This is a genomic window from Micromonospora sp. bgisy143, assembly GCF_057708145.1.
Map to the genome: position 1 here is coordinate 39,147 of NZ_JBYIRN010000021.1, position 24,689 is coordinate 63,835.

Sequence of the window (24,689 nt, forward strand, 5' to 3'; positions counted from 1 at the left end):
CAGGGCGGGGGCCGCCGGAGCCGGCGGGTCCGGCGCAGCGCGGCACCGGCCCACCCGCACCCGTCCCACCGCACCGTCCCCCACCTGTCGCGGCACGATGGGCGTACCCCTGCACCCGTCACCGGGCAACGCACCCCACACCACCCCCGAAAGAGGTGTAGCGACCGATGTCCAGAAACGGCCCCACCCGAGGCACCCCGCGAACCGGCTCGCCCGGTTCCGCCCACCCGACCGGCCGAGCACCGGCCCGCCGACGGCTGCTCGCCGGTGCGCTCGCCGGACTGCTCCTCGCCGCCGTTCCCGCCGTCACCCCCGCGACCGCGGCACCGGCAGCGACGCCCGCCTCCGCACCGGCGGGCTCCGCCCGCGCGGCCCTGCTCGCCGGGGTCTCCGCCACGATGAGCGCCAGCAGCTACAACCAGAACTACGTGGCGAGCAACGCGAACGACGGCAACGCCTCGACCTACTGGGAGAGCGCCAACAACGCCTTCCCGCAGTGGATCCAGGCCGACCTGGGCGCCACGCTGAACGTGGACCGGGTGGTGCTGAAGCTGCCGCCGTCGTCGGACTGGCAGACGCGTACCCAGACGCTGTCGGTGCTCGGCTCCACCAACGGCTCGTCCTTCAGCACCCTGAAGTCGTCCGCCGGCTACACCTTCAACCCGAGCAGCGGCAACACCGCCACCGTCAGCTTCACCGCCGCCAGCACCCGCTACGTACGGGTGCAGGTCACCGGCAACACCGGCTGGCCGGCCGCGCAGTTCTCCGAGGTGGAGGTGTACGCCGCCACCGGCAGCACCGACACCCAGGCACCGAGCGCCCCCGCCAACCTGGCGTACACCCAGCCGGCCAGCGGCCAGATCCGACTGACCTGGTCGGCGTCGAGCGACAACGTCGGCGTCACCGGGTACGACGTCTACGCCAACGGCGCACTGCGCGGCAGCGTCGGCGGCTCGACACTGACGTACACCGACAGCCAGGCGGACAGCGCCACGGTCTCCTACTACGTACGAGCCAGGGACGCGGCCGGCAACCAGTCGTCGAACAGCAACACGGTGACCCGTACCGGCACCGGCAACCCGCCGACCGGCAGCAACCTGGCGATCGGTAAGCCGATCACCGCCTCCGGGTTCGTGCACACGTTCGTGGCCACCAACGCCAACGACAACAACGTGGCCACCTACTGGGAGGGCAACGGCAACCCGAGCACGCTGACCGTGCAGCTCGGCGCGAACGCCAGCCTCAGCCAGATCGTGCTGAAGCTCAACCCGGACTCGGCGTGGGGCACCCGTACCCAGAACATCGCCGTCCTCGGCCGGGACCAGAACTCGTCGACCTTCACCACGCTTGTCGGCGCGACGAACTACACGTTCAACCCGGGCAGCGGCAACACGGTGACCATCCCGGTCTCCGCGTCCGCCGCCGACGTCCGGCTCTCGATCGCCTCGAACACCGGCGCGCCGGCCGGTCAGGTGGCCGAGTTCCAGGTCTTCGGCACCCCCGCGCCGAACCCGGACCTGACCGTGACCGGCATGTCGTTCAGCCCGTCCGCGCCCGTGGAGACCAGCACCATCACGCTCTCCGCGACCGTCCGGAACGCCGGCTCGGCGGCCTCCGCCGCGACCAACGTCAACTTCTACCTGGGCTCCACCCGGGTCGGCACCGCGTCGGTCGGTGGCCTCGCGGCCGGCGCGTCGACCACGGTCAGCGCCAGCATCGGCACCCGCGACGCGGGCAGCTACCCGCTCAGCGCGAAGGTGGACGAGTCGAACACCGTCGTGGAGATCGACGACACCAACAACAGCTACACCAACCCCAGCCCGCTGGTGGTCAGCGCGGTCGCCAGCTCCGACCTGGTCGCCTCCGCCGTCGACTGGTCGCCGGGCAACCCGCCGCCGGGCAGCACCGTCACCTTCTCGGTGTCGGTCCGCAACGCCGGCAACCAGGCGTCCGCGTCCGGCGCGCACGGCATCACCCTCACCGTGCTCAACGAGTCCGGCACGGTGGTACGGACCCTGACCGGCTCGTACTCCGGCGTGATCAACGCGGGCGCGACGGTCGGCCCGATCAACCTGGGCACCTGGACCGCCGCCAACGGCAAGTACACCGTCCGGGTCGTGGTCGCCGTGGACGGCAACGAACTGCCCGTCAAGCAGACCAACAACACCAGTGACCGGCCGCTCTTCGTGGGTCGCGGCGCCAACCTCGGCTACGACATGTACGAGGCCGAGGACGGCACCATCGGCGGTGGCGCCGGGCAGGTCGGACCGAACCGGGAGATCGGCAACCTGGGCGGCGAGGCGTCCGGGCGTCGGGCGGTCACCCTCAACAGCACCGGCGCGTACGTCGAGTGGACCACCCGGGCGGCGACCAACACCCTGGTCACCCGCTTCTCCATCCCCGACTCGGCGGGCGGCGGGGGCATCGACTCGACGCTGAACATCTACGTCAACGGCACCCTGCACAAGCCGATCAACCTGACCTCCAAGCACATCTGGCTGTACGGCGCGGAGGCCGGCCCGAGTGACTCGCCGAGCGCCGGGGCGCCTCGCCACCTGTACGACGAGGCGAACGTGATGCTGAACTCGACCATCCCGGCCGGCAGCAAGATCCGTCTCCAGAAGGACCCGGCCAACACCACCACGTACGCGATCGACTTCATCAACCTGGAGCTGGTCGCGCCGCGCGCCAACCCGGATCCCTCGCGGTACCGGGTGCCGTCCGGCTTCAGCCACCAGGACGTGCAGAACGCCCTGGACGCGGTCCGGATGGACACCACGGGCAACCTGGTCGGGGTCTACCTGCCGGCCGGCACCTACGAGACCGCGCAGAAGTTCCAGGTGTACGGCAAGCCCATCACCGTGACGGGCGCGGGCATGTGGTACACCCGCTTCCAGACGCCGACCGGCCAGCAGAACACCGACGCGGGTTTCCGGGTGGAGTCCTCGGCCAGCGGGTCGACCTTCTCCCACCTGGCGTTCTTCGGCAACTACACGAACCGCATCGACGGGCCGGGCAAGGTCTGGGGTGAACTGAAGGACGTCGACAACATGACGCTGGACAGCGTCTGGGTCGAGCACACCGTGTGTGCGTACTGGGGGGTGAGCGTCAGCGGGTTGACCATCCGCGACAGCCGCTTCCGCAACACCTTCGCCGACGGGGTGAACCTCACCAACGGCAGCACCAACAACCTGGTCACCAACACCGAGGGGCGGTCGAACGGGGACGACGCGTTCGCCCTCTTCTCGGCCACCGACCAGGGCGCGTCGGTCGGCAACAACGGCAACGTGTTCGAGAACCTGACGGCCACGCTGACCTGGCGGGCGGCCGGGCTTGCGGTGTACGGCGGCTACAACAACATCTTCCGCAACCTCTACATCGCGGACATGTTGACGTACTCCGGTATCACCATCAGCTCGCTGGACTTCGGGTACCCGTTCATCGGGTTCGGATCCAGCCCGCCCACCCAGTTCCAGAACATCTCGATCGTCCGAGCGGGTGGGCACTTCTGGGGCTCGCAGACGTTCCCCGCGATCTGGGTGTTCTCGGCGTCGAAGGAGTTCCGGGGCATCCGGGTGTCCGACGTGGACATCGTCGACCCGACGTACACCGGAATCATGTTCCAGACCAAGTACAACGGGTCGCAGCCGGAGAACCCGATCACCGACACGGTCTTCACCAACATCTCGATCAGCGGCGTCCGCAAGAGCGGTGACGCGTACGACGCGAAGTCGGGTTACGCGGTCTGGGCCAACGAGATGCCGGAACCCGGTCAGGGCCCGGCGGTCGGCTCGGTCACCTTCAACAACCTGCGGCTGACCAACAACTACCAGGACATCCGCAACACCACGACGACCTTCACCATCAACCGCAACTGATTCACCCGGTAGCCGACGCCGTCGGGAGGTCTCACCCTCTCGGCGGCGTCGTGCCGTGCCGGCCCTCGCCCGCGGCGAACCGGGCGGCGCCGGCCGTCGCGTCGGTGGCCAGCGAGTCCATCCCGTACGCCAGCTCGGTCGCCAGGGCCTCCGCCTCGGGTCGCCCGGCGCCGGCCAGCAGGGCCGCCCGGTCGTTGCGCAGGCAGGTCTGCGGATGTCGGGCGATCTCCGCCGCCAGTTCCTCGGCCGCCGCCCGGGCCTGGCCCGGCGGCACCACCCGGTTGACCAACCCCATGGCGTACGCCTCGTCCGCCGGCACCGCCCGCCCGGTGAGGATCAGGTCCATCGCCCGGCTCTCCCCGATCAGTCGGGGCAGTCGGACCGTGCCGCCGTCGATCAGCGGTACCCCCCAGCGCCGGCAGAACACCCCGAGCGTGGCGTCGGATTCGGCGACCCGCAGGTCACACCAGAGCGCCAACTCCAGGCCGCCGGCCACCGCGTACCCGGAGATGGCCGCGATCACCGGCTTGCTGAGCACCATCCGGGTGGGACCCATCGGGCCGTCCCCCTCCGGCTCCACCCGGTTGCCCCTCGGCGTGCCGATGGCCTTCAGGTCGGCTCCGGCGCAGAACGTGCCCCCCGCACCCCACAGCACGGCCACCGCCGCGTCGGGATCGGCGTCGAAGGCGCGAAACGCGTCGGCGAGCGCCCGGGCAGTAGCCCCGTCAACAGCGTTCCGAGCCGCCGGCCGGTCCAAAATAACGGTGCTGACAACCCCGCGACGCTCCACCCGCACACCCACCCCGCCAGCATGCCCCCTGCCCCGCGCCCCGACAATCCTCGTCGATCTTGCACTTTGGGTTGTCGTTTTGTGCCCTTGGGTTGGGTTTGTCGCAGCAGAAACTACAAGATCGGCGGGAGAGGGGGCGTGGCGGGTTTGTCGTTGAGTTCCGGTTTGGGAGGGGGAGGGGTGGGAAGTCGGTAGTTGTGCGAGCGCTATTGACGAAAGTTGAGCAGGACTCCCGGCTGGACCGCGCGGGTGACCGGTTGCAGAAGGCGGTCCTGGGAACGCTGCGCCCGCGGCGTCTGCGGGACCTGTTGCACGGCGTGACGCTGGGGCATCCGCTGCATCCGGCCATGGTGCAGGTGCCGGTCGGGGCGTGGATCAGTGCCGCCGTGCTGGACCTGATGCCCGGGCAGCGTCGGCCGGCGACCGTGCTGGTCGGCCTCGGGACGGTCAGCGCCCTGCCGGCGGCGGTAGCCGGGCTGAACGACTGGGCGGCGCTCTCCCGGGACCAGCGCCGGGTCGGTCTCGTGCACGCCGCCGCGAACGCCGTCGGGGTCGGCCTCTACGCCGGCTCGCTGGCGGCGCGACTCTCCGGGCGCAGCGGCGTCGGCAAGGCGCTCGGCTTCCTCGGCCTCTCCGCCGTCAGCCTCGGCGCGTACATCGGCGGGCACCTCGCGTACAAGCAGGGCGCCCAGGTCAACCAGAGCGTGTCCGAGCTGCACCGGATGAGCGACGGATGGCACTCGCTGGCGGACATGGCCACCCTGCCGCAGCGCACACTGATCACCCGAGAGGTGGACGACGACATCTCGGTGATCCTCTACCGGCACGGTGACGAGGTCACGGTGATGCTGGAGCGGTGCCCGCACCAGAGCGGACCGTTGGGCGAGGGCGAGGTCCAGGAGATCGACGGCCACGCGTGCGTGGTCTGCCCGTGGCACGGCAGCGCGTTCCGGCTCAACGGCGGCGAGGTCGTGCAGGGGCCTTCCGGCAACGACCAGCAGATCCTGCCCACGCGCATCCAGGACGGGGTACTGCAGACCCGCCTCCCCTGACAGCGACCGGTCGCACCCTCAACGTGCTGATGCCGCACAGTCATCTTGATGACTGTGCGGCATCAGCGTCTGTGGGGTGTCGCCTCCCGCGCGCCGGGCCGGGTGCCGGCCTCGACTGCGGGCATCGGCCCTGCTCGGGCCACCGCGCTCGGGCAGTAGCCGCACCACTCCCACACCGTCGGCCCTGTGCGGGCCACCGCACCCGGGCATCGGCGCCGCTCGGGCCACCGCGCTCGGCATCGGCCATGCGTGGACCCCAGCTTCCGGTCATCGTCGGCGCGTCGATCTCGACGTCCGGGCCGCGACCTACGCGGGCGGGTTCCGGCTCAACCGCGCCGGTGCCGACCGCCCTGGACGCCGTCGTCGGTGTCCCACTCGCCGACAGCTCCGGCACTGTCACCGGGCAGGGCCAGCGGCGTGCCGGTCGGCGGTGCGGGCGTCTCGGTGGCCGCCGCCGCACGACTGGCGGCCCAGGCGGCGCCACTGTCAGCTCGGCCCGCGGTACCGCTTCGACCGGAGCTGCCGGTGCGAGCGGCGCGGCTCTCGCTGATGGAACTGCCGCCGGTCGCACGGCGTCGCGGCGTACGGGCTGCCGCAGTCAGCCGGGGTGCCGCCCCGGCCGTGGCGGGCCGCCGACGCAGACCGAGAACCGCGCCGATCTGAGCGCCGACGATGCTCGCCACGGCCAGCACGGCGGAAACGGCAAGCGGTCGGTTCACCCGGTCGGTGGTGCCCGCCCGGGCCGCCCCGACGGTCATCGTGGGGGCCTGGCCCGTCGACTCCGTACCGCTGGGTGGTGCCTGCTCCGCGGGCTGCGGCGTCGACCGCTCGGGCGTCGGTCGTGCTGCGGGCGGCTTGGGCGCGGCGGGCCGACCGACGAGTTTGCCGGTCGCGTGCGCGCGTGCGCCCTGGTCGGTGGCCTCCGCCGGGAGCCGGAGCAGCTGCCCGGGGCGGATCCGGTCCGGGTCGTCCAACCGGTTCAGCTTGGCGAGTTGCCGGTAGTCGTCGAACTCGTCCAGGTACCGCTCGGCCACCTCGCCGAGGTAGTCGCCCCGGGCGACGCGGTACACCGGCGCGGCCTGGTCACCGGCGTCCGGCCCGCCGGGCGCGACGAGTCCGAGCGGCCCACTTCCCAGGGCCTCGCGGGGCCCGCTCGCGGCCAGGCCCAGCGGCGCGCTCTCGGTGAGCCGCGCGGTGGTGGCCGACGCGCTCGGCTGGGCGTACGCCGGGCCGGCGTAGACCGCGGCGGCGCTGGCGGCGGCCGGGCTGGCGGCGAGGATCAGGGCGACCGAACCGACCAGCGCGGCGGCGGCCTTCTGCTGGCGGCTCATCCCGGGCAGCTTCGGCGCCGGCCGGCGCAGGGTCTGCGCGCCCAACTCGACGAGGACGGAGAAGGTGAACGTGGCCCACCCGAACCAACCGGCCAGCGCCAGCGCCCGCAGGAAGAGTTGCCCGTCGTCCCGGCTGGTCAGGGTGGTGCCGACCTCGGCGAGGGTGGGCAGATGGTCGGGCAGGGGATTGCCGGCGAAGGCGAGCAGCGCGACCGGCGCGCCCGCCACCAGGGCGCAGAGCACGACGAGCGCGCCGAGGCCGGTGAGGACGCGTCCCGTCCGCCGTACGACGGACCGACCCGATGCGGACATGGCTGCCTTCCTTCCTACGGTCCTGCGGTGATGGCCCGCGCGGTCGCCTCGCCGGTGATGGTGACCTGGTCGGCGAAGCCGAACAGCCCGAGCATCGAGCGGCGGTAGGTGATCGTGAGGCGGACCCGGACGACGGTCTCCCCGGCGATCTGCGGGAAGCTCACGGTGTGGCCGGTGGTGGTGCCGGCGGCGGCGAGAAAGTCGGCGACCGCGACGCGCGCCTGCGGCTGGTTGATCCGCGTCGGCCCGCCCTCGATCGCGGTGGCCCGGTCGATGGCCTGCCCGCCCGCGCGGGCCGCCTCCGCGGCCAGGTTGTCGGCGCGTTGCAGCGTGCGGAGCTGGCCCGCGCCGTCGAACGAGAGCCCCACGATGGCGAGTACGCCGATCATCGCCACGGCCAGGAAGATGCTGACCCGGCCCTGGTCGCCGACGAGCGCACGATTGTTCATCGTCGACTCCGGTAGCGGTCCAGTGGGGAGGTGAAGCTGGCCTCGACGCGGTTCTCGGTGGGCATGCCGGGGATGGCGTTGAGCCGCAGATCGCGGAACGAGACCCGGCACTCGACCGTGACGGTGACCGTCGCGGCCTGGCCGAGGGCGCTGCTGTACGCCTTGTCGAAGCCGGTGATGTCGCCACCGACCGAGCCGCTGAACCTCAGGGTCGGCGTGCCGTCGCAGTTCAGCCCGTGCCAGTCCAACTGCTCCTGCGCCGCCTTGCGCGCCTGCTCCTGGCCGTCGGCCGCGGTGCGGGAGATCGAGGCGGCGCGGGCCGCGTCGTGCGCGGCGGCGTCGACGGCCTCCGCCGCGACGGCACTGCGTCCGGCCACCCCGGCCAGCACCATCAGCGCGATGAACGCGGGCGCGAGCACCGCCACCTCGATGGAGACCGAGCCCCGCTCGGCGGTCCGGTTCACGGCGCGGTCACCCGCTCCACCGGTCCGTGCGCGGTCTGCTCGATCGGGAAGTCCACACCGGGTACGACCGACAGGGACCGGCCGCTCACCGTGCAGGTCACGTCGACGTCGCTGGTCACGCAGCTCGGGCCGCCGGCCTTGCTCCAGCCCAGCAGCCAGCCGCCGGTGGTGGACAGGAACCGGGTGGCGCTGGCGACCCCGGCACCGTCGGCCGCGTTGTACCGCCGCTGGGCGTTCACCCCGCTCTGGGCGGCGTTCAGCGCCGTGGACCGGGCCAGGAAGACGGCCGCCACCTGGAGCGACCCGAACAGCAGCACCAGGATCAGCGGCATCACCACGGCCAGCTCCACCGGGTTCGCGCCCCGCTCCCGGTCGCCGGCCACGAGACGACGCCGGGCGGCGAGAACCGCCCGGCGCCACCTCGGGTACGTGGCTCGGCGCATGCCGGCTACTTCGGGTTCGTGTGGTTCGGGATGGCCTTCATCCAGTCGTTGGCCTTGCCGAGGGCCAGGCCGGTGACGATGGTCGCCACGAAGACCAGGCCGAAGATGATCACAGCGGTCGGCACCGGGCTGTCGCCCCGCTCGCCGTCCCGGCGTAGCTCGGCGAAGCGCGTCGTCACCACGACGTGCAGGTAGGTGAGGATGGACATGGCGTACTCCTTCTCGGGGGTCGGGTCAGACACGGGCGATGAACGGGTAGACGACGAAGCCGAGCAGCACGAAGACGAGCAGTGCGCCCGGGATGTCGAGCTTGCTGGTCACGCCCTCGGCGCGGGCCAGGTTGTCGGTGCGGATCTGGTCGCGCAGCGAGTCGGCCCGGCTGCGCAGGGTCTCGTGCACCTGCGCGCCCTCGCTGCCGGAGGAGCGCATGATCGCGCCGACGTCGCCCAGCTCCGGGATGCCGATCTTGTCGGCGAGGTCACGTAGCTCGTCCCAGGGCGCGTGCATCTGCATCTGGGCGATCCGCAGCGCCTCCTGGAGGCGGTCGAACACCCAGCCGTCGCAGACCGCGGCGGCCCGCTCCAACGACTGCACCGGCCCGTGCGCGGCGGAGAGCTGCAACGCCACCAGATCCAGGTAGGTGCAGACGGCCTGGCGGAACTCGTCGCGGGCGGCGTCCGCCTTGGCCAGCACCGACCGGTGCGCCAGCAGGCCGGCGATCAGTGCCATGCCGAGGCCGCCGAGCACCGGTACGACAAGCGGCAACGAGATGCCGAGGACGAACAGCGCCACCCCGAGCAGGGTCGGCGTGGCCAGCCCGATCAGCGCGGACAGCAGCACCGACAGCGCGTACTGCTCGGGGGTCTGGCCGATCAGGGCGAGTTGCCGATGGGGCGGTCGCAGCCAGCGGGACAGCCCGGTCAGCCAGTCCAGTCGCCGGGAGGCCGGAGCGGCAACCCGGCCGGTACCCGGCGGCTGATGCAGGCGACGCAGCGCCGGACCGAGCGCGGGAGTGGCCGGGACCAGTTCCCGGATCACCAGGAACAGGCCCAACCCGATCGCCGCGCCGCCGGTCACGGCCACGCCCAGGAGCCAGTTGACGATCATCGTGGGTCTCCCGCCGGCCCGGTGACGTTCGTGCTCACGCGACGACCTCCTGCGGGTCGGGCGCCGGCAGGAACCGGGCCGGCCGCTGCGGCTGACTCATCGAGCGCACCCAGGCGAGCAGGCCGATGAAGGCGACGCCGAGCGCGGCCATCACCAGCTGGCCCGTCGCGGTGCCGTACGGCTCGATGTACTCGGTGTTGATCAGCCCGTACGCCAGCGTCGCCAGCGTCATCCCGGTCAGGAAGCGGACCGCGAACCGGGGCTGGGTGCGCTTGGCCTCGATCTCCCGCCGGGTCGCCACCTCGGCGGCCGCCGCGCCGGCGATCGAGCCGAGCACGTCGCCGAGCCGCTCACCCCGATCGGTGAGGTGCAGGATCAGCGCCGCCACCACCTGGTCGCAGACCGGGTCGCCGATCTCGTCGGCGAACGCCAGCAGCGCGGAGCGGGCCAGCCAGCCGGCCTGCAACCGGGCGGCGAGCAGCCGTACCTCGTCCTCGATGCCGGGCGGGACGCTGCCGATCGTGCTGATGATCGACTGTTGGAGGCCCTGGCCCGTACCGGAGACGTCCTTGAGTCGGCGGGTCCACTCGCCGACGGCCTCGATCCGCGCGATCGCCCGCTGCTCCGCCTTGCCGACCGCGAACAGCCACGGCGTGCCGGGCACCGCCACCGCCACCAGCAGGCCCACCACCGGCAGCCCGGTCAGCAGGAACGCCAACGCCCCGGCGACCACCGCGGCGAGCAGCAGCGCCTGGTAGGCGCGCCGCTCGGCGGGCGTGGCCCCGGAGCCGCGCCAGAGGCGGCTGAGGCCGGGCCCCTCGCCGGGGCCGGGACCGGCGGGTCGGCGGGTGCCCACCAGGGCGACCACCGCCAGCAGAAGCCCCGCCACGCAGGCGGCCCCGGAGACCACCGCGATCAACTCCAGGCTGTTCCCCATCAGGTCACCGCCGGGCCAGTCGGGTCTGTCGGGGTCGTCGCCACGCACCCGTGCCGGCCTCGATCCACCGGGTCAACAGCCGGGCGTCGTACCCGACGCGGAGCAACTGGTCGCGGACCCGCTCGGGCAGGTGGCGGGGGACCGCCCGGCCGTCCGGACCGGGACCGAAGACGGTGGTGGTGGTGATCCGTCCGGCCTCGCCGGCCCCGATCACCTCCTCCACGTGCGACACGAACCGGTGCTTACGCCCACCGATCGCGCTCTCGTCCTCGACGGTGACGTAGACGATCAGGTCGAGGGCGTTGCCGGCCATCCGACGCGCCTGGTCGACGGTCATCTCGCGGCCGTGCGCCAACGCCAACTCGACGATCCGTTCGCCCACACCGGCGGCCGTCCGGGCGTGGATAGTGCACATCGACCCCCGGCTGGTGGTCATCGCCTGGAGCATCGGCACGATCTCGCGGGACCGCACCTCACCCACGATGATCCGCAGCACGCCCATCCGCAGCGACAACGGGATCAGGTCGGCGATCGTCACCTCGCCCGCCGGACGGCCGTCGAAACCACGCTCGCCGTGCCCCTCCCGGGCCTCGAAGCTCATCACCGCCCGGTGCCGCTCGCGGCGTCGGGCCGGCAGCAACTCCCGGCTCTCCTCCAGCAGCACGTACGGCTCGTCGGGCGGGATCTCGTTCATCAACGCCCGGATGATGGTGGTCTTTCCGGCGCCGGCCAGCCCGGCGACCATGATGTTCAACCCGGCGCGCATCGCCGCGCGCAGGAAGTCGCGCAGCAGCGGGTCGATCATCTCGTCCAGGTCGCCCCGGCTACCGGCCACATCGTCGAGGCTCACGTCCAGGGTGTTGTGCTTACGGATCACCGCGTACGGGCGGTGGCTGACCAGGAACACCGCGGCGAGCCGGCTGCCGTCGGGCAGTTGCAGGTCGAGGGTGGGCTTCACGGTGGACAGGGACCGCTCGGTCGCGCCCGCCCGACGGGCAGCCGCCTGGAGGATCTCCACCAACTCCGAGTCACTGTCGGCGATCGGCTCACCCCAGTCCACCCCGCCGCCGTGCCGGGTGATGCGCACCTGGTCGCAGCCGAGGATGTGCACCTCCTCGATGGTGTCGTCGACCAGCAGGGTCTGTAGCCGACCGAGACCGACCAGCTCGGCGGTCACCTGGTCGAGCAGCAGGCGTTCCGCCCCGGCGGCCATCGGTGTGCCGGCCCGGCGGACCGCGTCGGCGTACTCGGCGACCACCTGGACGGCCAGCCGGGCCCGCTCGGTGTCCTCCTCGTCGACGGTGAACTCCCGGCCGCGTTGCCACAGCGTGAGTCGTTCGGTGAGTTCCCTCCGCAGCTCCCGGACGACCTGGAAGTCCATCCGGGGTCGGGGCTCGGGCGGCGGCGTGGCCGTGGGCATCGGCTGCGGCATCGGCGTCACCTGGTGGTGCCGACCGTTCGTCGGGGCCAGCGGCGGCGCGGTGGACGTCGCGGCCGGCGGCTGCTGACGCGGGTCGGCGGAGACGGGTTCAAACCGCATCCGGCACCCCCTGCTGCACCGGCCAGGCCAGCCGGGCCCGTCGGCGTTCCAGCAGCGCCCCGACCGGCACCTCCAGGGCGGTCGCCGCGCGCAGCAGCGGCCGTCCGGCCCGCACCGTCCCACCGAGGGCGAGCACCCCCGCGGTACGGGGGTCGTGCGGCAGCCGGGCGATCACCGGCAGCTTCAGCCCGCGACTGATCTCCGCGCGCCCGTGCCCGTCGCCGACCAGCAGCAGGCGCAGGGTGCCCGGCGGTACCCGGTGCTCGGCGAAGTCCCGCTCGATCGCGGTGACCACCGCCCGCGTCCCGGACAGGTCGGGCAGGTTTGCCCGGGTCACCAGCAGCACCACCGAGGCGGCCCGCAGCAGCGGCCACGGTGGGCCGTTGACGTGCAGTCGGCCACAGTCGACGAGCACGTCGTAGCCGGGAGTGCCCCGGTCCAGGGCGTTGAAGTAGTCGGCGAAGCGCTGCCACAGCGGGGTGACACTGCCGGCCTGCGCCGGGTCGACCAACCCGGGCAGCAGCAGCCGTTCCCGGCGCGGCGCGTCCAGGTCGACCAACTGGGACCAGAACGCGGTCTCCAGGTTGCCGTCGCGTAGCTCGCCGACGGCCAGCTCCCCGATGCCGCGCGGCCCGTCCAACTGGCCGCCGAGGTAGCCGGCGAGGATCGACCCGCCGGCCGGGTCGCACTCGGCGAGCACCAGCCGGCGGTGCCAGGTCAGGGCGCAGGCCAACGCCGAGGTGGTCACGCCGGGCGAACCCTTCGCGGACACCAACGCGATGATCGCCATCGTCAGGCCGCCTCGGTCAGCACGACGGCGACCCGCTCCTGGGCGGCCAACGCCACCACGGCGGGTACGTCCCGGATGAGGAGCGCCAGGTACAGCACCTTCTCGTCGTCCGTCGGGCTGACCATGTCGATGACGGTGGCCGTGAACCGGGTGCCCGCCGTGGCGGCCGCTCCGGTGGCGTTGTCGTCCGGGGTGCTGACCAGCAGCACCTTGTCGCCGGGGTGCAGTTCGCGGGCCGGCACCTGGGCGGTCTTCAGGCCGAGCGCGATCTGCTGCTGTCCCGGGCCGAGCAGGGGATCGTCGGTGACCTGCCCGAGGGTGAGCAGGGTGCCCGGCACCAGCGCCACGGCGGCCCGCTTGCCGACGATCTCGTCCAGCCGGCCCGCTGGTACCGGGTTCAGCCCCTGACCGCCGGCGACCTGCACGGTGATCAGGTCGGCGGCGGTGACCTCGCGGCCCACCTCCACCGGCCGGGCAACCGCGAGGTAGCTGCCGGTGGCCCGGACCGAGGTGACCGCGAACGCGGCCCCCAGCCCACCGAGGGCGATCAGGAGTACGGCGAGACCCAGCAGCCCTGGGCGGACCCGGCGCTGCCGGACCACCTTGGGCGGGGTGACCGGCGCGTCCACCGGGCCGGTCGCGTCACGCGTCGCCAGACTCACCGTTCGATCTCCATTCGTGCCTGGGGTGCTCGCATCACTTGGTCACCACTTGGAGTTCGTTGATCCGTACCGGCACGGTGCCGCTGGTCCGGGTCTGCGCGATCGGGTCGCCCTCGACGCCGTTGTCGGTCCACCACCGGACCGTCCAGTACGTGGTGGCGCCCACCCGGTACGTGCCGGCCTTCGGGTAGCCGTGGTCGTAGCCGCAGTCCGGCGAGGTACGGCCGGCGCGCGTGCCCTTCGGGTCGTACGGGGTGCCGGGGGTGGTGCAGGTGACCGTGTCGCCGTTGCCCATGCTCCAGACGATCCGGTCGACCTTGGCCTCGATGGAGACGGTCAGCCCACGGTCGGAGGCGGAGGCGTTCAGCGGCCCGAAGTAGCTGGCGCTCGGCGTGGCCCACATCCACACCGGGAGGCCCACGAGGCCGGGGCCGATGTCCTTGCGGGGCGCGACCCGGAGGTGCGCCGGCAGGAGCTTGATCGACGCCAGGGCCCGGCGGGCCAACTCCTCCGGGTCCGGTGGGGCGCCGAAGCCGGGCGGCGGCCCGTCACGCAGCACGGTGTTCTGCGCGCCGAGGTCGCCGCCGTTGCAGGTCTGCACGTACCACTGCTGGCCCTCTTCGGCCGGCTTCTGCGGCACGGCGAGTTTGTAGTAGCAGCCGTCGCCGTTGTTGAACCAGCCCAGCAGGTCGTCGTAGCAGGGGATCGTCTTTCCGCCCCACTGGCAGACGCCGCCACCCCCACCGCCGCCGGAGTCTCCGCCGCCGTTGTCCCCGCCGCCGCCGGGGTCGCCGGGGTGGCCGGGCTCGTCGTCCCAGACGTTGCAGTCCGGTTGGCCGGGCGGGCACTCCACCCCCGGGCCGGCGCGTCGGGCGGCGGCGGCCGGCAGGGTCGTACCGAGCAGCAACAGGACCGCCAGGCCGGCTCCCGCGGCCATCCGGCGGCTCAGCACGGCTGGTCCTGGTGCGCGGTGCCGGCGCTGATCAGCCACCGGCCGTCCGGATAGCGGGTGGCGGTGGCGGTGGCCAGGTGTCTGCCGCCACCGCTGCCCGGCACCACCCGCTGATCCTTGGTGTAGACCAGCCGGTAGCCGGTGGCGTCCAGGCAGTCCTGGATCTCCACGGTGGCCGGGTCCGACTCGATGTCGACAGCGATCACGGTGGGGTCGGATCTCAACGTCCCGGTACGCATCGCGCCGTGCTCCTTAGCGTCGCGAATGGACAATTGCACCCGGGTCAACAGTGGATCAGCGAGAAACTTGGACAGTTCCGGCGCGTGCGGATCGCTGCGCCGACTCGCCGCCCGCGAGGCCGCGAGATATCCGGAGTACGCCTCGAGCGCGGCCTTTTCCGCCGCCCGGTGCTCGGCATCAGAATCCGTTCGCGCCCTGTCGTTCCGCTCCGACGTCGGTCGGTCGACCGCCTCCGGCCCGCTGCCACACGCGCTGACCGCCATCGTCGCCACGATCGCCAGCAGGCAGGTTGCCGCTCGCCCGAGCTGCCGTCCGCGCACTGCCGAACCCTCCTCGTGATAGCCCGACGTGGCGACGGGGCGCCGGTGTCGGGCATGCGAAAGCGCGCCCGGATCAATACCTCCGGCCGTTCATTGCGCTTCTGCATTCACCGTTGCGGATCTTCTACAAATGCAAGGTCCCGTGTTGTCCGGTCGTCGAGGTGAGGCTTGCGTCACACCCAAGGGGCGAGCATAAGCTCACGATCGCCGATGCAACAGAGGCAATTCAAGCGAACACTCAGCGTGATGACGGGTGGTGGTGGCGGGTGTCCGAGCCGTGCTGCGGGCGGCGACCGGTCGAGGGGTCGCCGGCGGTCTGGTCCCGTCGGCGCGGGTCGATCCGCCGTGCCCCCTGCTCCCCGTGCGGAAGTGGGACATCACGCCCGCATCCCGACACCCGGCCCGCCCTCTGCCGCTCCCTGCGGCGCGTGTCGCCAGGTCCGATCCGGGATGGAGGTGACCGGCGGTGGACGTCGCTTTCCGCGCCATCCGCCACACCCGAGTTAACGTTCAGTCACGATCCGTGTTCACCTTTTGCGACGACCGTCCGACGATCGGCGGGGTCGACATGGCGTTGACGGCTGAACCGTCCGGCCGACCGGCCGCCTCCACCGGCCCTGCGGCCACCGAGGTGGGACCGGTCCCGGGTGCCGCCCGCCGCCGGCTCGCCCCGGTGGCGGCATCCCTGCTCCTCGCTCCGCTGCTGCGGCTGGCTGTCGCGCGCTACGCCGTACCGTCGGGCACTCTTCGCCGGACCGGCTGCGACGCCTGCGGGGCCGCGATCAGCCTGGCCAGGCCGTGGCCCGCGCTCGGCCCGGCGGCCCGGTGCGGCCGGTGCCGCGCCCGGGTCGGGCCGCCGCCCGGCACGGTCGAGGTGGCCGTGCTCGCCGCCGTCGCGCTGCTCGTGCTCGTCGGCCCACCGCTGGGCGCGTTACCGGCCGTGGCCTGGTGGTTGGGCTGGACGCTGCCCGCGGTCTTCGTCGACCTGGCCGTGCACCGGCTACCCGACCGACTCACCCTGCCCGCGGCCGCCGGGACGTGGCTGCTGCTCGGCGTGGCGGCACTCGTCGACGCCGGGGCCGGTCCGTGGCTGCGAGCCGTTGCCGCCGGTGCGGGGCTGGCGCTGTTCTTCGCCGCCAGCACGCTGCTGCTCGGTCGTCGGGGCTTCGGGCTGGGTGACGCCAAGCTGGCGCTCGGCGTGGGCGCGCTGCTCGGCTGGTACGGCTGGCCCGTGCTGGTGTTCGGGCTGCTGCTCACGTTCGGGCTGTCCGCGCTGGTGAGCCTGGTACTGCTGGTCGCCCGACGGGCCCGCTGGACCAGTCACCTGCCGTTCGGTCCGTTCCTGCTGCTCGGTACGGCGGGCGCCCTCCTGGCCGGCTGACCGGCTACGGGCGTGGTCGGCCGGCCAGGTCGGGTACCGGGCGGCGGGCGTCGGTGCGGCGACGCAGCGCCTCGGCGGTCGGGCGGGCCAGCAGTGGGGTCGCCACGAGCGCGACCAGTGCGCCGAGCAGCAGGCCAGCGGCCACGTCGTGCGGGTAGTGCACGCCCACGAAAACCCGGGAGAACGCGGCCAGGACGGCCAGCGGCAGCGCGACCAGCCCGAGCCGCCGGGAGAGCAGCAGGGTGGTGACCGCCAGCGCGCCGGCGAGGGTCGCGTGGTTGCTCGGGAACGAATAGTCGCCCGGTGGTGGACAGGCGCCGGCGATGATCGCCCGCCCTATCGTCCGGCACGGCCGGTCCTCGTCCACCATCGTCTTGATCCACTCGCTGCTCGCGTACGCCAGGAGCGTCGGCAGCGGCGCGACCAGGGCGAGTGCCCGGTTGTGCGGGCCGCCGGCCAGGCGGCGCAGCGCGGCCGTCACCAGCAGTGCGCCGAGCAGCAGGATCACCGCCTCGGTGGCGTGCCCGACGAACCACTGCACCGGGTGCGGGGTGCCGGCGGCGGCGTCGACGATGTCGCGGTACCACTCGGCGCTGATCTCTGGGACGTCCGTGCTGCCGTTGTCGGCCATGAATCACCTCACCAGACGTTCATACCGCGTTCAACTTGGAGACATCTTGGAAACGCGAAGGTGGGCGCCTTCGTTCAGCTTTCCTCCAGGCGTTCCTGCTTGGCTGGTGGGAAGTCGTCGACACCTCAGGAGGTCTCGTGCACAGCGGTCCGGCCACCGACCAGCCGCCACCCGCCGCCGTGCCGGCGGACGAGACCTGGCAGATCCGGCGTACGGCGGCCGACCTGGATCGCCTCGGCGAAACCGAGTCGATCTTCGCGCTGGGCAACGGGTGGGTCGGGTGGCGCGGCGTTCTCGACGAGGGCGCGCCGTGCGGGATGCCGGGCAGCTACGTCAACGGCTTCCACGAGCGGCGGGAGCTGACCTACCCCGAGGAGGGGTACGCGTTCCCGCAGTCCAGTGACACCGTGATCAGCGCGCCGAACGCCGCGTTGGTCCGGCTCTGGGTCGACGGCGAGCCGCTGGACATCCGGACCGGCACGTTGCGGGGTCACGAACGGGTACTCGACCTGCGGGCGGGTGTGCTGCGCCGGGAGACGGAGTGGATCTCGCCGGGCGGGCGTCGGGTGCTCGTCCGCAGCACCCGCCTCGTGTCCCTGCCGCGCCGGCCGGTCGCCGCCGTCCGCTACGAGGTCGAGCCGCTGGACGGTCCCGCCGACCTGCGCGTCTGTTCGGATCTGCTGGCGAACGAGCGGGTACCGGAACGCTCCGACGATCCACGTGCGGCGTCGGTGCTCACCGACCCGCTGACCGCCGAGACGCACCGCACGACCGGCCTCGACGGGGTGCTGGTGCACCGCACCGAGCGCAGCGGCCAGCGCGTCGCGGTGGCGGTCAGTCACCTGGTGGACGCGCCGGCCACGGCGACCACGACCAGCGACGGCACGCCCGACCGGGTACGGCTCACCGTGGCCGCCCGGCTGCACCCGGGCGAGCGGCTGTGCCTGACGAAGTTCGCCGCCTACGAGTGCTCGACGGTCGACGGGGTGCCCGCCGACGAGCTGGCCGACCTGGTCGTCGCCGAGGCGGACGCCGCCCGCGCCGACGGCTTCGCGGCGCTGCTGGCCGACCAGCAGGCCAGTCTGGACGCGGCCTGGCAGGTCGCCGACGTGCGGCTCGACGGTGACCGGGAGCTCCAACAGGCGCTCCGGTTCGCGATGTTCCACCTGATCCAGGCGGGTCGCCCGGACGGCGACCGGACGATCTCGGCCAAGGGGCTGACCGGCAACGGCTACGACGGGCACGTGCTCTGGGACACCGAGACGTACGTGCTGCCGGTGCTCACCTACCTCGCGCCGGCGGTGGCCCGCTCGGCGCTGGCCTGGCGGCACGCCCACCTCCCACAGGCTCGGGAGCGGGCCGCCGAGCTGCGGCTGACCGGCGCGACGTTCCCGTGGCGGACCATCGGTGGCCGGGAGTGCTCCGGCTACTGGCCGGCCGGCACCGCCGCCCTGCACGTCAACGCCGACATCGCCGACGCGGTGCTGCGCTACGTGGCGGCCACCGACGACCAACGGTTCCTCGCCGACAAGGGCCTGGAACTGCTGGTGGAGACCGCGCGCCTGTGGCACGGCTTCGGACACCGGTCGGACGACGGCGGATTCCACCTGTACGGGGTGACCGGCCCGGACGAGTACGCCGCGCTCGTCGACGACAACGTCTTCACCAACCTGATGGCCCGCCGCAACCTGCGGGGCGCGGCCGACGCCGCCGAGCGGCACCCCGACGTGGCCGGCCGGCTGGGTGTGGACGCGGCCGAGATCGCCGGCTGGCGGGCCGCCGCCGACGCGCTGGTCGTGCCGTACGACCGTGCGCGTGGGGTGCATGAGCAGTCCGCCGGGTTCACCGCGCAGCCCGAGTGGGACTTCGCGCACACCGGCGAGGACGACTACCCGCTGCTGCTGCACTTCCCCTACCTGGAGTTGTACCGCAAGCAGGTGGTCAAGCAGGCCGACCTGGTGCTGGCCATGCAGTTGTGCCCGGGGGAGTTCACCGCCGACGAGAAGGCTCGCAACCTGGCCTACTACGAGGCCCGGACGGTCCGCGACTCGTCGCTCTCGGCCGCGCCGCAGGCCGTGCTGGCCGCCGAGGTCGGGCACCTCGACCTGGCGTACGACCTGTTCGCCGAATCGGTGTCGCAGGACCTGGCGGACCTGGGCGACAAGACCGCCGACGGGCTGCACCTGGCGTCGCTGGCCGGGGCGTGGCTGGCGCTGGTGCAGGGCTTCGGCGGGCTGCGCGACGACCGGGGAGTGCTCTCCTTCGACCCTCGGCTACCCCGGCGGATCGACCGGTTGGGCTTCTGCCTGCGGTGGCGGGGGCACCGGCTACGGGTCACGCTGACCGCCGCCGAGGCGAGCTACGAGCTGCCCGACGCCGCCGGGAACGCCGAGGTCGAGCTGTGGCACCACGGCGAGCGCCTGCGGGTCACCGCCGCCGGGCCGGTCACCCGACCGATGCCGCCGGTGCCCGACCCCGGACCGGAGCCGCCGTCGCCGCCGGGTCGCCGCCCCGCCCGCCGCTCGGCCGACTGACCGGCGGGCGCTCAGAGCTGCGCCGACCCCGGCCCGCCGTTCATCCGCTTCCGGACCGCCTCCAGCGCTTCGAAGGCGTACGCCCAGTTGTGGCACTTGAAGCTGCGCAGGCCCGCGATGGGGGTGTGGCAGTCGGCGCAGTGCACCCCCGCGATGGCGTCCGGAACCTCGGTGTTGACGTACTTGTGATCGCCGAGGATGACCTCGGCGATCATGCCCTTGTCGTGCAGCCCGGTGACCGCCGAGGAGACGATGTCGTACCAGGTGATCCGCCGGCCGCACTTCGGGCAGTCCGGCTCGTCGCCGCTGACCCAGAGCGGGGCGCCGATGGTGCGCGCGGGCATGCCGAGCAGCTTCTCCAGCCGCCGGACGTCCGACTCCGGGGTGGTCCACCGGTGCCGGCCGGGCAGCGACGCGGGCGAGTCGTACACGGCGCGGAACAGATCTTTGTCGACCCGTACGGTCTCCCGTTGACTGGTCATCGGCGTCCCTCCTCGTGCGTGGGTGCCCCCACCGTGGTCGGCGCTGACCAGGGGTGCAGCCGGATCAACGACACGAGGGGCGGCCCGTTTCGCCTCCTGCGGCCCGTCCCCGGTGGTACGACGGACGCAGGGCGTGCCACCGGGAGGAGCGCCGATGGCGAGCAAGCCCGAACGGCTGTTGCGGGGAGGCGACGCGCCACTCAGCGCCTCTTTTCTGGAACTCTTCTTCGACCTGGCGTTCGTCATGGCGCTCAGTCAGTTGACCGAGCATCTGCTGCACGACCTCACCCTGGCCGGCGCGCTGCGTACCGCCCTGCTGCTGGCCGGCGTCTGGTGGATCTGGGTGACGACCACCTGGTTCGCCGACTGGTACGACCCGGAGAGCCCGGCCATCCGGGGGTTGCTGATCGTCGCCGCGCTGGCCAGCCTGCTGGCCGGGGTGGCGGTTCCGCAGGCGCTGGACGGCCGGGGGCTGCTCTTCGCCGGCGCGTACGTCGGGTTGCACGTCGGCCGGAGTCTGATCACCGCAGTGACGTTGCGGGGGCATCCCCGGCAACGTCGGGCGGTACGGATCCTCGGTTGGTACGCCGTCTCCGCCCTGCCGTGGTTGGCGGGCGTCTGCTGGGCGCGGTGGCGGGTGCCGCTCTGGACGCTCGCCCTCGCGATCGACTACATCGGCCCACGACTCGGCTGGCCCACGCCACTGCTGGGCCGCGCCGACCGCAGGGAGTTGCACCTAGCCGGTGAGCACTTCGCGGAGCGGTACCAACAGATCATGATCATCGCGCTCGGCGAACTCGTTCTGGTGGCCGGCCTCTCGTTCGCCGACACCCGGCTCGACCTGCCGGAGATCGCCGCGTTTCTGCTGGTCTTCGCGACGGCGGTGCTGATCGGTCTGCTCTACGTGACGCCCGCCGGCCAACGTCTGGGCCCGGCCATCGAGCGCGCCGACCCGGCCCGGCTCGGCGTCATCACCGGATACCTGCACCTGGTGATGGTCGCCGGGTTGGTGGTCACCGCCGTCGGCGCCGAGCTGAGCATCGCGCATCCCACCGAGACCAGCGACACCACCTCCGCCCTGGTCATCATGGGCGGGCCCACGCTGTTCCTGGTCGGTCGGATCCTGTTCTCCCTGGCGATCCACCGCCGGGTGTCCTGGCCCCGGGTGACCGCACTGTTCGTGCTGGGCGGCGTGGCTGTGGCCCTGCGACCGCCGCTGCTGGCGCTCAGCGCGGTCGCCACGGTGGTGGTGCTCGTGGTCGTCGTCCTGGACCGCGCCGGCATCATGGCCTACCGCCAGTCCCGCCCGGCCTGACCGGGTGCGGGACGGTCGGCGACGTGCTCGGGCACCGCACCCGGCGGACACGATCAGGGGATCCCGGCCCGGCGGCTCGCCGACCTGACGGCGATTCGTCCTAATGTGAACGCGTTCCAGCCTTCACGTCCGAATCCTCGGACCAGCGGAGGGCTGCCGATGGTCGCGGTGGAGGGTGACAGTGGGCAACAAGCGGAACGACACGATCCACCGACGCCAGTTCGTGAAGCTGTCCGGGGTGGCCGGGGCCGGCGGACTGCTGGCGCTGGCCGGCGCGGACGGCGGCATGGCCGACGGCGGCCAACCACCCGAGCCGACGCCGCCCCCACCGGGCGGCGCGAACTGCCCGACACCGTCGGCCCTGTGCGGCTTCCCCAACCAGACCGGTGGTCGGTACGACCTCTGGGACCGGGTGCAGGTCTGCCTCGGCACGCGGACCACGCCGCCGACCAACTGCCTGACCACGACGTCCGACTACGTGGTGCTCAACGGTAGGCCGCAGAACAACCACAACTTCCTGCTGGTGCCGACCTGCCGGATCAGTGGCATCGAATGCCCGTGGATCGCGACCGCCGCCGCGCCGAACTACTGGCTGGACGCGTGGATCAACGCCCAGCCGGGGCAGCCGTCGCACGTCGTGTACCCGAACATCGGGCTCGGGATCAATTCGGCCGACGCCCGGCAGCAGGACCAACTGCACATCCACCTAACGGGCATCCACAGTGGCATCCAGACGCAGCTCAACAACTACGACAACGTGATCACCAACAACCCGACGAACTGGCCGAACCAGATCGTCCCGATCTGGGGCCTGACGAGCACCGGGATGCCCGCCCCCCGCTCGTACCGGGTGCTGCACGTCTCGAACCTGAACACCAACCTGTTCACCCTGCTGCGCGACAACGTCGTGGGACCCACCGGGGCCCAGATGCGGAACCAGGCCCTGGCGGTCACCCCACGCCTGGTCGGCAACGGCGGTTTCTACGTCGTCAACAGCGAACCCGCCCTCCAGACCCCGCCGGGCCAGCCGGGCGGCACCGGCACCGTGGACCTGCTCCTCGCCTACAACTGACCCCGCACCACCGCCATACGGACCGGTCCGGACCGTACGGCGGTGGTGGGGGTCGTCAGCCCTTGACCGCGCCCGCGGTGAGCCCTTCGGTCAGGAAGCGCTGCCCGAGCGCGTACATGATCACCACGGGGATGCTGACGAGCAGCGAGGCCGCGGCGAGCTGTCCCTGCGGTACGACGTCTCCGGCGATCATCGACTGCATTCCCACCGGCAACGTCTTGTACTCGTCCTTCGTGATGAACACGAAGGCGAAGAGGAACTCGTTCCAGGCGTTGGTCAGGGTGAAGAGCGCGACCGCCAGCAGTCCGGGCTTGGCCAGCGGCAGCACCACCCGGCCGAACGCCTGTAGCCGGGTGCAGCCGTCCACGAGCGCGGCCTCCTCCAGCTCCACGGGGATCGAGGAGAAGTAGCCGACCAGCAGCCAGGTGGCGAACGGCAGCGTGAACGTCGGGTACGTCACCACCAGCGACCACAACGAGTCGGTGAGTCGCACGCCGATGAGCATCTGGTAGAGCGGAATGAACAGCAGCGCGCCCGGCATCACGTAGGTGAGCAGGACGGTGACGGTGAACCCCTGCGCGCCCCGGAACCGCAGCCGGGCCAGCGCGTAACCCGCGAGAGCGGCGCAGACCAGCGCCACCGCGGTGGACGCCGCGGACACCAGCAGGGTGTTCAGGTACCAGCGACCGAACGGCTGGTTGGCGAAGAGCGCGGTGAACTGCTCCGTGGTCCAGGGTGTCGGCCACAGGTCGTCGGTCCGCATGACGACCTGGCCCTCGGACTTGAAGGCCGTGACGCCGATCCAGTACAGCGGGCCGAGCACGAAGAAGAGCAGCCCGGCGAGCGCGACCCAGGATCCCAGGCTCGACACCGCCGACGAGGACCGGCGACCGCCACGCGACTGGAGGGTCGACACCACCCGACCGACCGCCGCCGCGATCAGCAGGATCACCCCGAGGATGACCGCGGCCTTCCAGAAGATCTCCGGCGACGCCCAGATCAGCAGGCCGGTGACCACTGCGGTGATCACCCACGGCAGGGCCTTGCGCGCCCGCGTGCCGACCCGCAGCGTCGTGCGTCGGGCCCGGGGCAGTTTCGCCCCCGAATCCTGGCGCAACAGCCGGACCAGGAAGAACACCAGCCCACCGATGACCGGCAGCATGACCAGCGTGACCGCCGCGCCCGCGCCGTACTGCAACTGCAGGATCGCCTTCGAGTACGCGACGAGCACGTACGGCGCGGTGACGTCGCCCGGGCCACCCTGGGTCAGCAGCCAGACGAGGTCGAAGTTGTTGAAGGTCCAGATCGACGACAGGGTCACCGTCACGGTGATCACGTGGCGCAGGCCGGGCAGCGTCACGTTGGCGAACCGCTGCCACGCCGAGGCCCCGTCGATGGTCGCTGCCTCGTACAGGTCGGCCGGGATGGCCTTCAACCCGGCGAGGAAGCATACGGTGAAGAAGGGCACCCCCTTCCAGACGTTCACCATGATCACCGACGGCATGGCCAGCGACGGGTCGGAGAGCCAGCCGGCCGGCCAACTGTCGACCAGGTGCAGGTCGACCAGCAGCGGTCCGATCCCGGTGGTGGTGAGCAGCGTGTTGACGCTGCCGAAGATGGGGTCGAGCAGCGAGCGCCAGCTGAAGGCCGTCACCACCGTCGGCACCACCCACGGCACCAGGAGCAACCCCGCCAGCACCGCCCGTCCGCGGCGTCGGTGGTGCAGCAGCAGGGCCGCGGCCAGCCCGAGCACGACCTTGAAGATCTCGGCGTACGCGGTGAAGACGAACGAGTTCACCACGCCCGTGTGGAACTGGTCGTCACCGACGAGGTGCAGGTAGTTGTCCAGGCCGACGAACACGGATTCCTGCCCGTGCCGCTCGGTGGTGCTGGTGACGACCGACCGGGCGATCGGTACCAGCACGAGACCGCCGACCAGCACGGCCATCGGCGTCAGGAACAACGCCGCCATTCGCCAGTCACGACCCAGCCGGCGCTGGGTCGCGG

22 protein-coding genes are annotated in these 24,689 nt (G+C 72.1%); 6 read left to right on the top strand and 16 right to left on the bottom strand.

Annotation, left to right across the window (positions count from 1 at the left end; translation table 11 throughout):
• Positions 1-167: 167 nt before the first annotated feature.
• A complete protein-coding gene (locus AC3EN4_RS22650; RefSeq protein ID WP_435207709.1) occupies positions 168-3,878 on the top strand; it encodes a discoidin domain-containing protein in 3,711 nt (1,236 codons plus the stop codon).
• A gap of 31 nt (positions 3,879-3,909) precedes the next feature.
• On the opposite strand, the gene AC3EN4_RS22655 is transcribed toward AC3EN4_RS22650, so the two are convergent.
• Positions 3,910-4,680, bottom strand: coding sequence for a crotonase/enoyl-CoA hydratase family protein (locus AC3EN4_RS22655; RefSeq protein WP_435207710.1), 771 nt, complete (start codon positions 4,678-4,680; stop codon positions 3,910-3,912).
• A gap of 185 nt (positions 4,681-4,865) precedes the next feature.
• On the opposite strand from AC3EN4_RS22655, the gene AC3EN4_RS22660 reads away from it, so the two are divergent.
• Entirely contained in the window at positions 4,866-5,720 is an 855-nt protein-coding gene (locus tag AC3EN4_RS22660; RefSeq protein ID WP_435207711.1) for a Rieske (2Fe-2S) protein, read from the top strand.
• A gap of 326 nt (positions 5,721-6,046) precedes the next feature.
• Here AC3EN4_RS22660 and AC3EN4_RS22665 read toward each other — a convergent pair whose 3' ends face one another.
• Genes AC3EN4_RS22665 through AC3EN4_RS22720 form a run of 12 tightly spaced genes read right to left on the bottom strand, consistent with a single transcriptional unit; the run spans position 6,047 to position 15,210 of the window.
• Positions 6,047-7,363, bottom strand: a complete 1,317-nt coding sequence (locus tag AC3EN4_RS22665; RefSeq protein WP_435207712.1) for a LysM peptidoglycan-binding domain-containing protein — start codon at positions 7,361-7,363, stop codon at positions 6,047-6,049.
• Between the two features lie 14 nt (positions 7,364-7,377).
• Positions 7,378-7,812 (bottom strand): pilus assembly protein TadG-related protein, encoded by a 435-nt coding sequence (locus tag AC3EN4_RS22670; protein ID WP_435207713.1) that lies wholly within the window; start codon positions 7,810-7,812, stop codon positions 7,378-7,380.
• Positions 7,809-8,276, bottom strand: coding sequence for a TadE/TadG family type IV pilus assembly protein (locus AC3EN4_RS22675; RefSeq protein WP_422737746.1), 468 nt, complete (start codon positions 8,274-8,276; stop codon positions 7,809-7,811). The genes AC3EN4_RS22670 and AC3EN4_RS22675 overlap by 4 nt, the downstream gene beginning before the upstream one ends.
• Positions 8,273-8,719, bottom strand: coding sequence for a TadE family protein (locus tag AC3EN4_RS22680; RefSeq protein WP_422737747.1), 447 nt, complete (start codon positions 8,717-8,719; stop codon positions 8,273-8,275). Before AC3EN4_RS22680 ends, AC3EN4_RS22675 begins: the two co-directional genes overlap by 4 nt.
• A gap of 5 nt (positions 8,720-8,724) precedes the next feature.
• Positions 8,725-8,928, bottom strand: coding sequence for a hypothetical protein (locus tag AC3EN4_RS22685; protein WP_354853908.1), 204 nt, complete (start codon positions 8,926-8,928; stop codon positions 8,725-8,727).
• A gap of 25 nt (positions 8,929-8,953) precedes the next feature.
• Positions 8,954-9,823: a type II secretion system F family protein gene (locus AC3EN4_RS22690; RefSeq protein ID WP_435207775.1), complete on the bottom strand. Its 870-nt coding sequence runs from the start codon at positions 9,821-9,823 to the stop codon at positions 8,954-8,956.
• Positions 9,824-9,860: 37 nt separating this feature from the next.
• Entirely contained in the window at positions 9,861-10,763 is a 903-nt protein-coding gene (locus AC3EN4_RS22695; protein WP_435207714.1) for a type II secretion system F family protein, read from the bottom strand.
• A 4-nt stretch (positions 10,764-10,767) separates the two neighbouring features.
• Positions 10,768-12,303, bottom strand: coding sequence for a TadA family conjugal transfer-associated ATPase (locus AC3EN4_RS22700; RefSeq protein ID WP_435207715.1), 1,536 nt, complete (start codon positions 12,301-12,303; stop codon positions 10,768-10,770).
• Entirely contained in the window at positions 12,293-13,093 is an 801-nt protein-coding gene (locus AC3EN4_RS22705; protein WP_435207716.1) for a CpaE/TadZ family protein, read from the bottom strand. The genes AC3EN4_RS22700 and AC3EN4_RS22705 overlap by 11 nt, the downstream gene beginning before the upstream one ends.
• A gap of 2 nt (positions 13,094-13,095) precedes the next feature.
• Complete coding sequence (locus AC3EN4_RS22710; RefSeq protein WP_435207717.1) at positions 13,096-13,755, bottom strand: SAF domain-containing protein; 660 nt, start codon at positions 13,753-13,755, stop codon at positions 13,096-13,098.
• Positions 13,756-13,789: 34 nt separating this feature from the next.
• On the bottom strand, positions 13,790-14,692 hold the full coding sequence (locus tag AC3EN4_RS22715) for a hypothetical protein (protein ID WP_435207776.1): 903 nt from the start codon (positions 14,690-14,692) through the stop codon (positions 13,790-13,792).
• A gap of 8 nt (positions 14,693-14,700) precedes the next feature.
• Complete coding sequence (locus AC3EN4_RS22720) at positions 14,701-15,210, bottom strand: hypothetical protein (RefSeq protein WP_435207777.1); 510 nt, start codon at positions 15,208-15,210, stop codon at positions 14,701-14,703.
• A 580-nt stretch (positions 15,211-15,790) separates the two neighbouring features.
• On the opposite strand from AC3EN4_RS22720, the gene AC3EN4_RS22725 reads away from it, so the two are divergent.
• Positions 15,791-16,648 (top strand): prepilin peptidase, encoded by an 858-nt coding sequence (locus tag AC3EN4_RS22725; RefSeq protein ID WP_488179848.1) that lies wholly within the window; start codon positions 15,791-15,793, stop codon positions 16,646-16,648.
• 4 nt (positions 16,649-16,652) lie between these two features.
• On the opposite strand, the gene AC3EN4_RS22730 is transcribed toward AC3EN4_RS22725, so the two are convergent.
• Positions 16,653-17,279 carry a phosphatase PAP2 family protein gene (locus AC3EN4_RS22730; RefSeq protein ID WP_435207719.1) on the bottom strand — a complete coding sequence of 209 codons (627 nt, stop codon included), beginning with the start codon at positions 17,277-17,279 and terminating at the stop codon, positions 16,653-16,655.
• Between the two features lie 137 nt (positions 17,280-17,416).
• Here AC3EN4_RS22730 and AC3EN4_RS22735 point away from each other — a divergent pair, with 137 nt between their 5' ends.
• A complete protein-coding gene (locus AC3EN4_RS22735) occupies positions 17,417-19,813 on the top strand; it encodes a glycoside hydrolase family 65 protein (RefSeq protein WP_435207720.1) in 2,397 nt (798 codons plus the stop codon).
• A gap of 11 nt (positions 19,814-19,824) precedes the next feature.
• Here AC3EN4_RS22735 and AC3EN4_RS22740 read toward each other — a convergent pair whose 3' ends face one another.
• Positions 19,825-20,295, bottom strand: coding sequence for a hypothetical protein (locus tag AC3EN4_RS22740; RefSeq protein WP_435207721.1), 471 nt, complete (start codon positions 20,293-20,295; stop codon positions 19,825-19,827).
• 154 nt (positions 20,296-20,449) lie between these two features.
• On the opposite strand from AC3EN4_RS22740, the gene AC3EN4_RS22745 reads away from it, so the two are divergent.
• Together AC3EN4_RS22745 and AC3EN4_RS22750 are read left to right on the top strand one after the other, a co-directional pair.
• Positions 20,450-21,610 carry a low temperature requirement protein A gene (locus AC3EN4_RS22745; RefSeq protein WP_435207722.1) on the top strand — a complete coding sequence of 387 codons (1,161 nt, stop codon included), beginning with the start codon at positions 20,450-20,452 and terminating at the stop codon, positions 21,608-21,610.
• A gap of 181 nt (positions 21,611-21,791) precedes the next feature.
• Positions 21,792-22,682, top strand: coding sequence for a CDP-diacylglycerol diphosphatase (locus tag AC3EN4_RS22750; protein WP_435207723.1), 891 nt, complete (start codon positions 21,792-21,794; stop codon positions 22,680-22,682).
• 55 nt (positions 22,683-22,737) lie between these two features.
• Here the strand turns inward: AC3EN4_RS22750 and AC3EN4_RS22755 are convergent, their stop codons facing one another.
• A complete protein-coding gene (locus AC3EN4_RS22755) occupies positions 22,738-24,654 on the bottom strand; it encodes an ABC transporter permease (RefSeq protein WP_435207724.1) in 1,917 nt (638 codons plus the stop codon).
• Positions 24,655-24,689: the final 35 nt, after the last annotated feature.